The sequence below is a fragment of the Wenjunlia tyrosinilytica genome (genome assembly GCF_014646055.1).
Classification (GTDB): domain Bacteria; phylum Actinomycetota; class Actinomycetes; order Streptomycetales; family Streptomycetaceae; genus Wenjunlia; species Wenjunlia tyrosinilytica.
Map to the genome: position 1 here is coordinate 1 of NZ_BMMS01000014.1, position 14,485 is coordinate 14,485.

14 protein-coding genes and 1 tRNA gene are annotated in these 14,485 nt (G+C 70.9%); 9 read left to right on the forward strand and 6 right to left on the reverse strand.

Annotated elements, in window-relative coordinates; genetic code table 11:
- A partial coding sequence (locus tag IEY86_RS16895) for an Ig-like domain-containing protein (protein ID WP_189132548.1) occupies positions 1-1,262 on the reverse strand: 1,262 nt, incomplete at its 3' end.
- Between the two features lie 732 nt (positions 1,263-1,994).
- Positions 1,995-2,068, reverse strand: a tRNA-Met gene (locus tag IEY86_RS16900).
- A gap of 505 nt (positions 2,069-2,573) precedes the next feature.
- Between IEY86_RS16900 and IEY86_RS16905 the strand changes: the two genes are divergently transcribed.
- Positions 2,574-4,313, forward strand: coding sequence for a PKD domain-containing protein (locus IEY86_RS16905; RefSeq protein WP_229698529.1), 1,740 nt, complete (start codon positions 2,574-2,576; stop codon positions 4,311-4,313).
- Positions 4,314-4,494: 181 nt separating this feature from the next.
- Here the strand turns inward: IEY86_RS16905 and IEY86_RS38625 are convergent, their stop codons facing one another.
- Positions 4,495-4,602, reverse strand: coding sequence for a hypothetical protein (locus tag IEY86_RS38625; protein ID WP_506016877.1), 108 nt, complete (start codon positions 4,600-4,602; stop codon positions 4,495-4,497).
- A gap of 187 nt (positions 4,603-4,789) precedes the next feature.
- Between IEY86_RS38625 and IEY86_RS16910 the strand changes: the two genes are divergently transcribed.
- The 3 genes from IEY86_RS16910 (at position 4,790) to IEY86_RS16920 (ending at position 6,302) form a co-directional block, all read left to right on the forward strand.
- Positions 4,790-5,521, forward strand: a complete 732-nt coding sequence (locus IEY86_RS16910) for a L,D-transpeptidase family protein (RefSeq protein WP_189132549.1) — start codon at positions 4,790-4,792, stop codon at positions 5,519-5,521.
- A 321-nt stretch (positions 5,522-5,842) separates the two neighbouring features.
- Complete coding sequence (locus IEY86_RS16915; protein ID WP_189132550.1) at positions 5,843-6,094, forward strand: DUF6400 family protein; 252 nt, start codon at positions 5,843-5,845, stop codon at positions 6,092-6,094.
- Entirely contained in the window at positions 6,081-6,302 is a 222-nt protein-coding gene (locus IEY86_RS16920; RefSeq protein ID WP_189132551.1) for a hypothetical protein, read from the forward strand. The genes IEY86_RS16915 and IEY86_RS16920 overlap by 14 nt, the downstream gene beginning before the upstream one ends.
- A 30-nt stretch (positions 6,303-6,332) precedes the next feature.
- Here the strand turns inward: IEY86_RS16920 and IEY86_RS16925 are convergent, their stop codons facing one another.
- The 3 genes from IEY86_RS16925 to IEY86_RS16935 all read right to left on the reverse strand — a co-directional run bounded on the left by IEY86_RS16925 (position 6,333) and on the right by IEY86_RS16935 (position 9,720).
- Entirely contained in the window at positions 6,333-7,088 is a 756-nt protein-coding gene (locus tag IEY86_RS16925; RefSeq protein WP_189132552.1) for a hypothetical protein, read from the reverse strand.
- Positions 7,089-7,182: 94 nt separating this feature from the next.
- Positions 7,183-7,989, reverse strand: a complete 807-nt coding sequence (locus tag IEY86_RS16930) for a rhomboid family intramembrane serine protease (protein ID WP_229698501.1) — start codon at positions 7,987-7,989, stop codon at positions 7,183-7,185.
- Positions 7,990-8,094: 105 nt separating this feature from the next.
- The gene (locus IEY86_RS16935) at positions 8,095-9,720 is read right to left on the reverse strand and encodes an FAD-dependent oxidoreductase (RefSeq protein WP_189132553.1); all 1,626 of its coding nucleotides are present in this window, start codon (positions 9,718-9,720) and stop codon (positions 8,095-8,097) included.
- Between the two features lie 307 nt (positions 9,721-10,027).
- On the opposite strand from IEY86_RS16935, the gene IEY86_RS16940 reads away from it, so the two are divergent.
- The 5 genes from IEY86_RS16940 to IEY86_RS16960 all read left to right on the forward strand — a co-directional run bounded on the left by IEY86_RS16940 (position 10,028) and on the right by IEY86_RS16960 (position 14,485).
- Complete coding sequence (locus IEY86_RS16940; RefSeq protein ID WP_189132554.1) at positions 10,028-11,176, forward strand: SchA/CurD-like domain-containing protein; 1,149 nt, start codon at positions 10,028-10,030, stop codon at positions 11,174-11,176.
- A 58-nt stretch (positions 11,177-11,234) separates the two neighbouring features.
- Entirely contained in the window at positions 11,235-11,660 is a 426-nt protein-coding gene (locus IEY86_RS16945; protein ID WP_189132555.1) for a cupin domain-containing protein, read from the forward strand.
- Complete coding sequence (locus tag IEY86_RS16950) at positions 11,657-12,925, forward strand: beta-ketoacyl-[acyl-carrier-protein] synthase family protein (RefSeq protein WP_189132556.1); 1,269 nt, start codon at positions 11,657-11,659, stop codon at positions 12,923-12,925. Before IEY86_RS16945 ends, IEY86_RS16950 begins: the two co-directional genes overlap by 4 nt.
- Positions 12,922-14,166 carry a ketosynthase chain-length factor gene (locus IEY86_RS16955; protein ID WP_189132557.1) on the forward strand — a complete coding sequence of 415 codons (1,245 nt, stop codon included), beginning with the start codon at positions 12,922-12,924 and terminating at the stop codon, positions 14,164-14,166. The genes IEY86_RS16950 and IEY86_RS16955 overlap by 4 nt, the downstream gene beginning before the upstream one ends.
- Positions 14,167-14,227: 61 nt before the next feature.
- Positions 14,228-14,485 (forward strand): acyl carrier protein, encoded by a 258-nt coding sequence (locus tag IEY86_RS16960; RefSeq protein ID WP_189132558.1) that lies wholly within the window; start codon positions 14,228-14,230, stop codon positions 14,483-14,485.

Here is a 14,485-nt window from a genome sequence, read left to right on the forward strand (position 1 = left end):
GAGCCGGGGGGGACGGCCGCGACCGTGGCGCACACTGTCACGGCCTGGCCGCAGACGGACGGGTTGGGTGTGGCCGTCACAGCCGTGGTGGTGGCGGCCTCGTTGACGGTCACCGTGGCGGTGCCGACGGAGCCGAGGAAGCAGGTGTCCTCACCGTTGTAGGTGGCGGTGATCGTGCCCGAGGACAGCGTGCTCGTGGTGAAACATGCTTGTCCCGCGTCGAGGGTGATGGTCTGGTTGAGTCCGCCCGGTCCGGTGAAGGTGACCGTGCCGGTCGGCGTTCCCGATCCCGGAGGGGTCGCCGTCACGGTCGCGCACACGGTCACCGCCTCGCCGCACACCGACGGATCGGGCGTCACCGTCACCGTGGTCGACGTCGACGCTTCGTTCACCGTTACGTCGGCCGTGCCGGACGACGTCGCGGCGCAGGTGTCGCCGTTGTAGGTGGCGGTCACCGTTCCGGAGGTCAGCGTGGTGACGGCGGTGGTACAGGCCTGGCCCGCGCCGTTGAGGGCGACGGTCTGGTTGAGCCCGCCGGGTCCTGTGAAGGTCACCGTGCCGGTCGGTGTCCCCGATCCCGGTGCCTCGATGGTCACCGTGGCGCACACGGTCACCGATTCACCGCACACCGAAGGATCCGGGGTCACCGTCACGGCCGTGGCGGTCGTCGCCTGATTGACGGTCAGGGTGGTGAGACCTGAGCCGGATCCGTTGAAGTTGGAGTCACCGCCGTACGAGGCGGCGGCCAGATGGCTTCCCACCGTTAGGCCCGTCACGGTGACCTGGGCCTGGCCGGAGCCGTTCACGGGCGCCGTCAGGGCCGGTCCGTCGGCACTGATGATGAACGTGACCACGCCGGTCGGGGTGCCCGCTCCGGGCGGCACGGGGGTGACTTGCGCGGTGAGGGTGACGGCCTCGCCGCAGACCGACGGCTCGGGGCTGGAGGTCAACGTGGTGGTGGTCGACGCCGGTGTGACTTGCTGGGTGTCCGTCCCCTGGGAGGGGTCCAGATTTGCGTCGCCGCTGTAGTCCGCTGTGGCGTTGTGGGTTCCGGTGGTCGCGAACGAGGTGGTGAGGGTGGCCTGCCCGCCACCGTCCAGCCCTACGGTCACGGGTGCTCCGCCGTCGATGACGAAGTCGACGGTGCCGGTTGGCGTGAACGCTCCGGGCGGTACTGACTGGACGGTGGCGGTGAAGGTCACCGACTGACCGGTGACCGACGGATCGGGTGCCGATGTGAGTGTGGTGGTCGAACTGGCCATGTTGCGGCCCCTTTCAGGGATCCACAGATGGGGTGGGCCGACCCGCCCCCCGCGGAGCGGTCGCAGCACGGACCGCCCTCCCTGTCACAGGGAGTAGGTAACCCACGGGTCGATGTCAGCAGTAGGCATCGGCGCAGCCCCTTTGGGCCAGATGGATGGACGCGATGTCCCCCGGTTGGCGCAGCGCACATACGCGTGAAGGGCGCAGGGCGGTGTGATCCGCACGGCGCGCCCGCGCATCGCACCGTCACCCGATGGCACAGTGGCGTAGGGCGGGTACGGCTGTTGCAGTGTGCCCCGATCGGCTGAGGGCAACGGGTGGGCGCGTCAGGCCCATCACGCATAGTGATGGGGCGCCCGTTAAAAATTTGGTCATGCGCTCTGTGCGCGGTCGTCGTGCGGCCGTTCGCGCCCCCGTGTCGGCGCTGAACGCGGCCTCGTCGCGGATCATGTGGTGGCGAACGGCGGTTGGTGCAGGCCGCCGCGGGTGCCACGTACTGTAACCGCTTCCGCCTGAACGGCCACTTCTCTCGGCATATCGCGTCGCCCGGCGGTGAGGGAGGCTGCCAACGGCAGCCGCACGCCCCACCATTGCCTCTTCACCACCGGACCCGACCCTGCCCAGGAGTTCGAGTGGGCCCGAGTGGGGCGGGCAACGGCAGCGGGAAACCGGCCGGCCGTGAGGGGAGACGCCACGGGCCCGGCACTCGAGTGCCGGGCCCGTATTCGCAGTAGCGGGGACAGGATTTGAACCTGCGACCTCTGGGTTATGAGCCCAGCGAGCTACCGAGCTGCTCCACCCCGCGTCGGTGAACGCAACCCTACGCCATCCGCGGGGGTGCTCCCGACCATCGCCGCCCGATTGCCCCGCGCAGGCGCCTCCCCTTGCCGCGAGGCAGCCCGCCGACAGCCCCGCCGGGGAAGCGGGTGGCGCTTGAGGACTACCCCGGTGACTCCTCTCCCACGGGGACGACGGAACGCGATCCACTGCCTGGCGCCCGACGTGAGAACGCCTGCCCCCGCCTCCCACGACCACCACCGGCGCCCCCTGGCGCCGCTCCTCGCACTTGCCGGTAACTGCCGGTAAGTGATCAGGCTCACGGAGTCAATGCGTCCGCGTCCGGTTCGGGAGCGCTCCGGCGAGCAAGGATCACTATCAGCACCGGCGTTCGTCGGAGAGTGCCGCAACGTCAGGCGGAGTGTCAGCGGAAGTCAGGGAAGAGTCAGGGTGGGAAGAGTCAGGGGTGGGGCGTGAGAGGGTCTTGGTCGCCGCCGGCAGGCGCATCGCGGTGGGGGAGGCGGCCGTTGCCCGTGGCGGCCCTGGTCGCCGCACTGCTGGGATTGCTGCTCACGGGGTCGGTCACGTGGCCGGACAGGGCGGCCGCGCGAGAGGCTTCGGCCTACCCAATGGTTCTCGATGTGGATCTGACGCCCAATCCGGTGTGCACCGGACCGGTGCACGGGCGGCTGCATGTCTACTACCCCCAGGGCGTCGACGCGGGCGCCGCGGTGGAGTGGCGGGTGATGGCCGACGACCGGCGGCTGGCCAGTGGCAGCGTCGTCATGGAGGGGACCGTCGCGACGGCGCGGTTCACCGTGCCGCCCTCGCGGGTGCCCGCCCACGCCGTGGAGTTGAGGGTGGAGGCCAGGGTCGCGCACTCGTCCTCCGGCGGCGGGCCCGGCACCTACGGCAAGCCCTGGCGGGACCAGCTGAGCCGGGGCTGCGACCCCGTGCGGGTGGCGTCCGTCGGTGACTCGGTGGTCTGGGGCCAAGGGCTCGACCACGACCGCAAGTTCCCCTACCTCACCGGTGAACTCCTCGGCGAGGCCGCCGGACGAGGGCACGAGCACTTCGACTACTCCATATCCGGCGCGGTGCTCGACGCCCCGGAGCTCCCGGCGGGCAATGACGACTCCGCGTGCCTCGACCGCAGGGACACACAGGACCCGGACGGCGACGGCGAGATGGAGTTCGGCGAGGTCACCCAGCAGATGCCGGATGTGTTCTGCCAGTTGGAGCGGGCCGGGGCGCAGGCGCGCGCCGGAGGGTACGGCCTCGACCTGGTGGTCATCAATGGCTGCATCAACGACCTGGACCCGTTCCTCGGCATCCCCGTCGGTGTGACTCCGGGCTCCGAGGATCTGCCCAAAGCGGTCACCCGTGAGTGCTCGGGGATAGGCGCGGCACCCGAGAACCCGGCCAAGAATGTGCCCTGGTTCAGCGGAGCCAAGGTCGGATACGGCGGGCGCGGGATGCTGGACGCGATCGAGAAGGCGCACTCCCTGCCCGGCCGGCCGAAGGTCCTCGTCGCCGACTTCTACTACGCCCTGAGCCGCAGCAGTTCCCCGATCCTCGCCAGGACCTGCGCCGTCCCCGGGCTGGCCGGCCCCAGCCTCAGCAAGTGCAGGGGCGCTCTCGGCGGCGCCGCGGAGCGGTACGAGCAGTACACCCAACTCGCCGACGAGGCCTACCGGCAGGCCGCCCAGGCGGCCAACAAGGCGTCGGCGGACGGTCCCTACGCCGTTGCCGCAGACGGCCTGTTCACGCTCGACAACGCCGTCCTCGCCCCCGCTTCCAAGGTCTGGGCGAACCCGCTGGCCGACCAGGCGCACGAACTGCGCGAACACGCCTGCCCGGAGCTGAGCGCCACACCGGCCCAGTGCCTGTCCGCGGCGTTGGCCCATCCGGATGTCGAAGGGGCACGGCAGTATGCCGAGAGCTTTCTGCTGAACCCGCGGGTGCGCGAGTGGTTCGGACTTCCTGATACGGGGACCGGCATGACTTTGGAGACGCCGGAGGGAAGGCCGGGGAGCGGGACCGCGGTGCGGCTCGCCGTTGCCACGCCGGACGGACCGCCCGGCCCCGGCCACCGCTACCACTGGTACTTCGGTGACGGCACCTCTGTCGAGACGGCGGAGGCGAGCACGACGCATGCCTACTACCGCGAGGGCCCCTATCTGCCACGGGTCGTGGTCACCGAGGCCAAGGGCGGGCGCGCCCTGGTCGAGGCCGCGAAGCCGGTGACGGTCGGCGAGTCGCCCGCGGACTGACGGCCGGGCCCTGAGACGAGCGCCGCGTCGCCCACCCTCGCATGGGGCGGGCGACGCGGGCGCGGGCTCTCGATCCGGCAGGAGTCGCTGTGAGGAACTGCTGTCCGGAGCCGCTGTCCGGAGCCGCTGTGAGGAACTGCTGTGAGGAACTGCTGTGAGGAACTGCTGTGAGGGACTGGCGTCAGGAGGCGGGGAGCTTGCCGTGGTTGGCTCCGCGCCTGCGACGTGCCTTCCTCTTGCGCCTGCGCTTGGACGACATCACGTCACTCCTCTCGGTGCTCACAGCCATCGGTCGGCCATCGTTTTGATTTGCCCCATTTTATTCCATGAAGGCGTAGCATTCCCTTCGGTAGCCGTCGCCCGGCCGTCAGGGGTGCGGCAGGTTGCGCGGCGCCGCTGCAGCCGTGCTCCGGTCCGCCCTCCTGCGCCTGTTCCAACCAGGAAGCCCCTGTGTCTCTTGCTGTGAAAGGCAGGTCATGACTCGTCACGGCTCCTCGGCCGCGCGGTTCTCGCTGCGTGCGGCCGCCGCAATGGGCGCTCTCGTGCTGATCGGTTCCATCGGTGGAGCGACCGCGAGCGCGCAGGGCGCGGAAGGCGACGGCGAGGCGGCCGCGTCCTCGCCGTTCCCGGTTCCGGTCGAAGTGGGCAATGCCCGTCAGGTCGTCACCGTGAAGGCGACGGGTTCGTACGCCGTCGTCGCCGCCTGGCGCAAGCGCGGCTCGTCCTGGGCCAAGGACTTCTCGGCGAACGGGCGGGTCGGGGCCAAGGGAGTGGTCGACGGCGACATCCGCAAGCAGGGCACGTTCACCACGCCGGGTGGGACCTTCACCCTTACGGAGGGCTTCGGCGTCGTCTCGTCGAGCACGGCGATGCCCTACCACCGGGTGAACAAGGGGGACTGGTGGGTCGAGGACCCGCAGTCCAGGTTCTACAACTCGAGGCACTCCGACAAGGGCGCCGACTTCCCGCTCACGGAGAAGGGCGACCGCGGCAGCGAGCACCTCATCAACTACCCGGTGCAGTACGCCAAGGCGCTGGTCATCGACTTCAACCGGTGGCCGGCGGTGCCCGGCAGGGGCGCGGGCATCTTCCTGCACGTGAACGGCCGGGGGGCGACCGCGGGATGCGTCTCCGTTCCCCGCGCGACCATGGACAAGATCATGAAGTGGGCCGAGCCGGGGCGGCACCCGCGCATCGCTATCGCCTGACCCATCGCCTGACCGCCGCCTGACCGTGCCGGACGTCCTCCGGGGCGGAACCGGGCCCGGGTCCGGGTTCGAGTCCGGGTTCGAGTCCGGGTCCGGATCGACCGGATGAGGTACGTCACACCGGCCGGCAGTGAGAAATGCGGCATATCGCGCATTCCGCTTGCACTATTGCGCCAAATGCCTGATATGCCGGGATGGTTTACGCGCTTGATCTTGTGATGAGCCCCCGTGGCGGTTGGCTCCGCGGACTGACGCTTCCTCGGCCGTACCTGCCTTTGGTACACACGTCTGATTCGTCCCCGATCAGGAGAGCGCCGCGCCATGAGCCAGGACAGCGTCCCCACCAGCCACGTCTTCGAGATCGACCTCACGCTCGAGGAGGCTCGCCGACGGGCCGAGGTCGTGGCTGCCCTGGGCCCGGACTGGGACCCGCCGGCCGCCCTGCGGGCGGAGGAGGAGGCCCACCGCCTCCTGTACTCCGGGCTCGACGAGCGGCAGCAGGAGACGTTCGACATGCTCGTGGAGGCGGGAGTGCTGCCTCCTGAGGAGGGGAGCGGCCGTGCTGCCGCTTGATCCCTCCGCCGACATCGCGCGCAAGGCGTGGATCCCCTGCCCCCGCTGCCAGGACGACTCGGACTGCGGGACCTGCCTGGCGGGGCGCAACTGCCCGGACCACTGGCGCTACCTGCTGTCCAGCACGGCGAATGTCCTCCACGTCCAGTGTCCCGGCTGCACCCACCTGTGGTCCGAGAGGACGGCCTTCGGGACCGGCGGGGCGTGACCGGCCCCCGCCGGTCCCGACGGCCTCGGATCACCGTCCGGCCGCGGCCTTGAGCTTGTCCGCCTGCTTGGCCAGGATCTTCCGCGGCAACTCGGCGCGGTTGGTGCTGCGGATGTCGAAGGTGAGGAACATCGAGAGCGTCGAGCCGACCCGGGTGTGGATCGTCCTGACGGTGAAGGTCTCGCCGTCGCTGGTCGTCGTCATGTTCAGGAGCACCGATTCGTCCCCGAGGGCCGGTGCCTTCTCCGTGGTGACCTTCACGGTGCTGACGGTCCCGTCGGAGGTGTCCTTGGACGTGTACGAGGGGCAGGACTCGGCGGCGTCCTTGAGGTCGGCCATGGCCTTTTGGGCGTTGCCGCCCGAGTACGCCGCGATGCGGCTGAACAGCAGCGCGCTCGGCTTGGCGGACTGCGGGTAGTTCTGGTCCACGACGGCCGTCGGCCGGACGGAGTCCTTGCCCGCGCCCATGTCCTGGAGCGGCTGGCAGCGGGACGGCGTGGCGGTGGCCGTCGTGCCGAACAGGTCGTCGGCGCCCTTGGGCTTGACCACCTTGTAGCCCGCGGGAAGGTCCTGGGCGGTGAGTGCGGCGGCGGTGAGCTGTGCCTTGGTCAGCGCCGCCGCGGCCTTGCCGCCGCTGGACGCCGGGGCCGAAGCGGAGCCCTTGGAACGGCCTTTGCCCTTGCCCTCGGCCTTGCTGTCGTCGTCACCGCCGCACGCGGTGAGACCCAGCGCCATGACCGGGACGAGGGCAGCGCTGATGACGATGGGACGGGAAGCGAAACGCACGAACAACCCCTGATTTCGTTCGACTGACCGGATCACCTTAGGGGAGGGACACCGGCATGGACATGCCGGGGAGGCGAAAGGGATTCCGGGCAGGTCAGTAGCGGCGCACGGCGGCCTGCCGTGGATCGGGGGGCGGCACCGTGTTGGCCCGGAGCGGCAGCGCCATCAGCACCCCGAACACAAAACCGGCGACGTGCGCCACATAGGCGACGGTCCCGGCCGCCGAGACGCCGTACCCGGCCGAGTAGAACGCCTGGAGGACGAACCACAGCCCCAGCACCACCCACGCGGGCAGCCGCAGCGGGATGAAGAACAGGAAGGGCACCAGGACCCAGACCTTCACCCGCGGGTAGAGCACCAGGTAGGCGCCCAGGACGCCCGCGATCGCTCCGGACGCGCCGATGAGCGGGTCGCTGGAGTCGGGGTGGGCCAGCGCGAAGACGTACGCGGCCACGTATCCGCTCGCGAGGTAGAACAGCAGGTGGCGGACGTGGCCGAGCCGGTCCTCGATGTTGTTGCCGAAGATCCACAGGAACAGCATGTTGCCCAGCAGATGGAGCCAGCTGCCGTGCAGGAACATGGCGGTCAGCACCGACAGCGGCGGTGACTTCGTGTAGCCCGGCTGGCCGATCAGGCACCCGGCGGCGCCATTGGGGCCGACCGCGGCGTGCCCGGTGGGGACCAGTCGCGGCGGACGGTTGTTGATCAGCTCATCGGGGACCGCGCCCCAGTGCTCGAGGAATGCCTGGAGGTGGCACAGCTGCGCCAGGCTGCTGTCGCCCGTCACGGAGGTCGCGGCCACCGGCATCCGCAGGAACACCACGATGTTCGCCAGGATGAGCGCGTACGTGACCCAGGGAGTGCGCCGCACCGGGTTCACGTCGTGCACGGGAATGACCACGACAGCCCCCTGCCCGCCGGGGACACGGGCGAATCGGGCCGAACGGCGAACGCCGCTCAGAGGCGGATCCGGATCCGCCGTCCGGCCTTCACCCGGACGGCGGCCTCACCGCGCGCGGTGCAGTACCGCCTCCAGCACCTCGGTCAGCATCCGCTCGGGGTCCGCCGCCGCCCCCGGGGACCGCCAGGCGACGAACCCGTCGGGGCGCACCAGGACCGCGCCGTCTTCGCCCGTGCCGTGGATCTCGGACCAGTCGGCGCCGAGCTCGGGAACGAGGTCGAGGCCGTCGCCGACGCGGTAGCGGTCCAGCGGCACGGCCAGGCGGTCCGCGACCTGCCGGCCCGCGAGGTGCCAGGCCTGCCCGCCGGGGCCGCTGAGCAGGACGGGGGAGTTCTCGTAGAGGTCCAGCGTGGACATCCGCTCGCCGTCGCGGTGCACCCACATGTGCGGGGCCCGGCTGCCCGGCTCGGCGGTGACCCGGAAGCGCTCGGGCACCGTGGGGGTGCCGCGGTCCGCGCCGACGACCGAGCCGGAGGCGTACCGGTAGCCCAGGACCACGGGCATCATGTTGCGCTGCCTGCCGCTGCCCGAGGGAGCGTCGTATCCGGGGTGCCGGTGCTCGGCCGATCGTGCGGTGGCGCGGGCGCTCGTGGCCCTGGCCACGGGCTGCCGCTCCTCGCCGTACGTCTCGAGCAGCCCCGGGCCCGCCCAGCCCTCCAGGACGGCGGCGAGCTTCCACGCCAGGTTGTGCGCGTCCTGGATCCCGGTGTTCGAGCCGAACGCGCCCGTGGGGGACATCTCGTGGGCGGAGTCGCCGACGAGGAAGACCCTGCCCGCCGAGTACCGGTCCGCGACCCGCTCGGCCGCGTGCCACGGCGCCCTGCCGGTGACCTCCACCTCCATCTCGGGGGCTCCCACCGCGGCGCGGATGTGCCGTACGCACCGCTCGTCGGTGAAGTCCTCGAGCGTCTCCCCGCGGTCGGGGTGCCAGGGGATGTGGAAGACCCAGTGCTCGCGGTTGTCCACCGGCAGGAGCGTGCCCTCGCCCTCGGCGCCGGTCACGTAGCAGGCGATGAAGCGGCGGTCGCCGACCACGTCGGCCAGCCGCTTGGCCCGGAAGGTGACACTCACATTGTGGAAGAGGTCCCCCGGCCCGGACTGGCCGATGCCCAGACGCTCCCTCACGGGGCTGCGGGGACCGTCGGCGGCCACGAGGTAGTCGGCGCGCACCGTACGGCACTCCTCGGTGCGCCGGTCGCGCACCACGGCGGTCACCCCGTCGCCGTCCTGTTCGAACGACATCAGCTCGGTGCCGAAACGCAGATCGGCGCCGAGGTCGCGGGCACACCGCAGCAGGACGGGCTCGAGGTCGTTCTGGCTGCACAGGCACCAGCTCGAGGGGCTGATCCGGGCGAGCGAGCCACCCGGGTCGATCTCCTTGAACAGCCACTCCTGGTTGGTCCCGGACAGCGTCTCGGCCTGCAGGATGCCGTGGTTGTGGGCCAGGACGGAGGCCGCCCGGCGGATCCCCGGCTCGGCGCCCGCCACCCGGTACAGCTCCATCGTGCGCACGTTGTTCCCGCGTCCGCGAGGGTGGTGCGAGGTGCCCGAGTGCTTCTCGACCAGCAGGGGGCGGATGCCCAGGCGCCCGAGGAACAGCGCGGAGGACAGGCCCACGAGTGAGCCGCCCGTGATGAGGACCGGTACCCGGTCGTCGACCTTGGGGTTCATCGATTGCTCCAGCCCGTACGGGGATGCGGGGCGTGACCGGTCCCGCCAGGGACAGCGGCGGGACACGGTCAGCAACGTCCCCGATTCGCTCCTCTTTATCCACCTGTTCACCCATATGGACCGCAGCGCTCGCAGGCTTGGTGCGGCCGGGCCACGATCAGTGTCGGGCGTCGGTCCCGATACCGTCCCAGCCGCCCGTGCGGACAGGACCCGTGGAAAGCGGGACCCGGCCCGCGGGATCCGGGACCGGGTAGTCCCCGGCCCTACTGGGGCCCAGGGGCCGTTCGCCCCCGAAGGAGGAGTGAACATGACCACCCTGTCCGAGATGCAGCAGTCGTCCGCCTACACCTCCAGGCTCCGCGTCGTGCTGATGCTTGACGTCCAGGAGGGCAAGGAACAGCGCTTCCTCGACGTCTACGAGCAGCTGCGCCACAGCGTGGCCTCAGTGCCGGGCCATGTCAGCGACCAGCTGTGCCAGTCGATCGAGGATCCCTCCCAGTGGCTGATCACCAGCGAGTGGGAGAGCGCCGCGCCGTTCCTGTCCTGGGTGAACAGCCCGGAGCACCGCGAGATGGTCAAGCCCATGCACGGATGCGTCAGTGACACACGGTCGCTGAGGTACACCGTGCTTCGCGAGACCACCACGTCCCCGTCCCCCAACGGGAACGGGCACTCCACGGCCGCGCGCGATCCTCAGGCCTCCGGGCAGAAGGGGATGCCGACGGCCGCTCCGGCCCGCGACGGCCTCGTGCGGCACGCCCTGACCTTCACGGTCACGCCCGGCAGCGAGCAGAAGGTCGCCGAGATCCTGGCCGGGTACACCTCCCCGGCGGCACGGGTCGACGCCATCACCCGGCTGTACCGGACATCGCTGTTCATGCACGGCAACCGCGTCGTGCGGGCGGTCGAGGTCATCGGCGACCTCGGGGCCGCGCTGCGGTACGTCGCCATGCAGCCCGAGGTCAGGGCGGTCGAGGAGGCGGTGAACCCCTATCTGGAGGAGGACCGCGACCTGGGCAACCCCGAGTCCGCACGCGGGTTCTTCTTCCGGGCGTCGCTGCCGGCCCGGCACCACCAGTCGCAGGACGGCCCGCTGCCCGAGGACGTGGACCGGGTGGCCCTGCTGTACCCGGCGCGGCCGGGGTGCGGTGAGGCGGTCGCGCGTCTGCTGGCCCGTCAGGACCAGCTCGCGTCAACGGACCCGGCGTTCCCGTTCGCGAGCAGCACCATCTTCCAGAGTGACGACAACGTTGTCAGAATGGTCGATCTCCGTGCCCCCCTGGAGCAGGAGCCCGCCATGGCGGTCGGGGTCGGCGGACCGCGCAAGGCAGCCATGCTCGCCCGGCTCATCGACCTCGGCGAGGACGGGGACCTGACCAGCGAGGACGGGCTCCGGCGATTCCTCGGCGACTGGCGGATGACCCTCGTCACCGACCGCCGGGCGCTGGACTCCTGACCGCCCGTACGCCGGTCGCAGAGGCGGACCGCCGCAATGTCACTTGGAGGTGGCAACCATGACCACGCACTCCCCACGCATCGTGGACCTCGCCGAGACCCCGCCCAACCGCAGGCGCGGCGGCGACCTTCGCGCCATGCTCACCCCCACCGCCGTGGGGGCCACCAGCGGCTTCATGGGCCTGGCCATCGTGCCGCCCGGTGAGCGCATCGGCGAGCACTACCACCCGTACTCCGAGGAGTTCGTGTACGTGGTGTGCGGCCGGCTCGAGGTGGACCTGGACGGCGAACCCCACCCCCTGCGGCCCGAGCAGGGGCTGATGATCCCGCCCTACATGCGCCACCGCTTCCGCAACACGGGGCGGACCGAGGTCCGCATGGTCTTCCACCTCGGCCCGCTGGCCCCGCGCCCGGAGCTCGGCCACGTCGACACCGAGGACACCGCGCAGGCCGGGCCTCCCGAACCCGCGGGGGCGACGTCATGAGGCGCCGAATAGCCGTCACCGGCCTCGGGATCGTGGCCCCGGGGGGCGTGGGAACACGCGCCTTCTGGGACATGCTCACCGCCGGCCGGACAGCGACCCGCGGCATCACCCTCTTCGATCCGGCGGGCTTCCGCTCGAGGATCGCGGCCGAGGTCGACTTCGACCCCGCGGCCTGCGGCCTCGACGCCGAGCAGACCCGGCGCGCCGACCGGTATGTGCAGTTCGCCATGGTGGCCGCGGCCGAGGCCGTCGCCGACTCCGGCCTCGACCTCGACGTCAAGGACCCGTGGCGGATCGGGGTGTCCCTGGGCACGGCCGTCGGCGGGACCACCCGCCTGGAGCACGACTACACCGAGGTCAGCGACTCCGGTGAACGCTGGGACGTGGATCACCTGAAGGCGGGCCCCCACCTGCACCGGGCGTTCTCACCCAGCGCTCTGGCCTCCGAGGTGGCAGAGCTGACCGGCGCCCACGGCCCCGTGCAGACCGTCTCCACGGGCTGCACCTCCGGGCTCGACGCCATCGGGTACGCCTTCCAGGCCATCGAGGAGGACAAGGCCGACATCTTCATCGCCGGCGCCTCCGACTCCCCGATCTCCCCCATCACCGTGGCGTGCTTCGACGCCATCAAGGCGACCTCGCCGAACAACGACGACCCCGCCCATGCCTCCCGGCCCTTCGACGCCGACCGGGACGGATTCGTCATGGGAGAGGGCGGCGCGGTGCTCGTGCTGGAGGAACTGGAGCACGCCCGCAACCGAGGTGCCCGTATCTACTGCGAGATCGGCGGCTTCGCCACCTTCGGCAACGCCTACCACATGACCGGTCTGACCCGTGAGGGCCTGGAGATGTCCCATGCGATCGACCGTGCGCTGGAGCACGCCCGGGTCCACGGCAGCGACATCGACTACGTCAACGCGCACGGCTCCGGCACCCAGCAGAACGACCGCCACGAGACCGCGGCGGTCAAGCGGTCGCTGGGCGCCCACGCGTACGCCACCCCCATGAGCTCGATCAAGTCGATGGTGGGGCACTCGCTGGGCGCGATCGGAGCGATAGAGGTCGTGGCGTGCAGCCTGGCCCTGGCCGAGGGCGTGGTGCCGCCGACCGCGAACTACGAGACCCCGGACCCTGAGTGCGACCTCGACTACGTCCCGCGGACCGCCCGCTCCATGCGGCTGCGCAACGTCCTTTCGGTCGGCAGCGGGTTCGGCGGGTTCCAGTCCGCGGTCGTGCTCAGCCGCGCAGGCGGGAGTACACGATGAGTGCACACAAGCGCCGGCGTGCGGTCGTCACGGGTCTCGGCGTGATCGCGCCGAACGGTGTCGGCACGGACGCCTTCTGGAAGGCGACCAAGGAGGGGATCGGCGTCCTGGACCTGATCTCCCGCGAAGGGTGCCGGCACCTGCCGCTGCGGGTCGCCGGAGAGGTCCGGGGATTCGATCCCACGACGATGGTCGAGGAGCGCTTCGTCGTCCAGACCGACCGGTTCACGCACTTCGCCATGGCGGCGGCCGGACTCGCGCTCAAGGACGCCGAGTTCGACATCGCAGACCGCTCCGCGTTCGGCGTGGGCGTGGTCACCGCGTCCGGTTCCGGCGGTGGCGAGTTCGGCCAGCGGGAACTTCAGCGCCTGTGGGGACAGGGACCTTCCTTCGTCGGCCCCTACCAGTCCATCGCCTGGTTCTACGCCGCCAGCACCGGCCAGATCTCCATCCGCGGCGGCTTCAAGGGCCCCTGCGGTGTCGTGTGCAGTGACGAGGCCGGCGGCCTGGACGCCCTCGCCCACGCCTGCCGCGGCATCAGGGGCGGGACCCACGCCGTCGTCGTGGGCTCCGCCGAAGCGCCCCTTGCCCCCTACTCCATGGTCTGCCAGCTCGGCTACCCCGAGGTGAGCCTCGCCGACGACCCGGAACGGGCCTACCTGCCGTTCACCGCCGACGCCCGCGGATTCGTCCCGGCCGAGGGCGGCGCGATGCTCATGGTCGAGGAGGAGTCGGCCGCCCGGCGCCGAGGCGCCAGGGACCGGGCCCTCCTGGCCGGACACGCCGCCACCTTCACCGGCACCTCCGGCTGGGAGAAGTCCCGTCAGGGGCTCGCCCACGCGATCCGAGGCGCCCTGGAGGAGGCGCGGTGCGCACCCGAGGAGATCGACGTGGTCTTCGCCGACGCCCTCGGCGTGCCCGAGGCGGACCGCGCCGAGGCGCTGGCCATCGCCGACGCGCTGGGCCCCCACGCCGCCCGCGTCCCGGTGACCGCGCCCAAGGCCGGCATCGGCCGGGCGTACTGCGGCGCACCCATGCTGGACTGCGCCGCCGCCGTGCTCGCCATGGAACACGACGTCGTCCCGCCCACGCCGAACGTCACCGAGGTCTGCTACGACCTCGACCTCGTGACCGGCTGCGCCCGCTCCGCCGAACTGCGCACCGCCCTGGTGCTCAGTCGAGGGCTGATGGGCTCCAACTCCGCGCTGGTGCTGCGCCGCGGCACCGCCGAGCCTTCGTGACCGACCGCTCCGGGGCCGGTGACGGCACCGGCCCGGTCGTCCAGTAGAAGGAGTAATCGCCATGAGCAGTCAACTGACCTTCAGCGAGCTGGCCTCGCTGATGAAGAGCTGCGCCGGCCTCACGGTCGACCCGAAGGACCTGGAGAAGCGGCCCGACTGCGCCTTCGCCGAGTACAACCTCGACTCGCTCGGCCTGCTGGGCATCGTGAGCGAGCTCGAGAAGCGCTACGGCAAGCCGATCCCGGCCGGCCCCGAGACGTGCAAGACGCCGGGTGAGTTCGTCGAGGCCATCAATGCCTCGCTGATGGCAGGAGCGTGA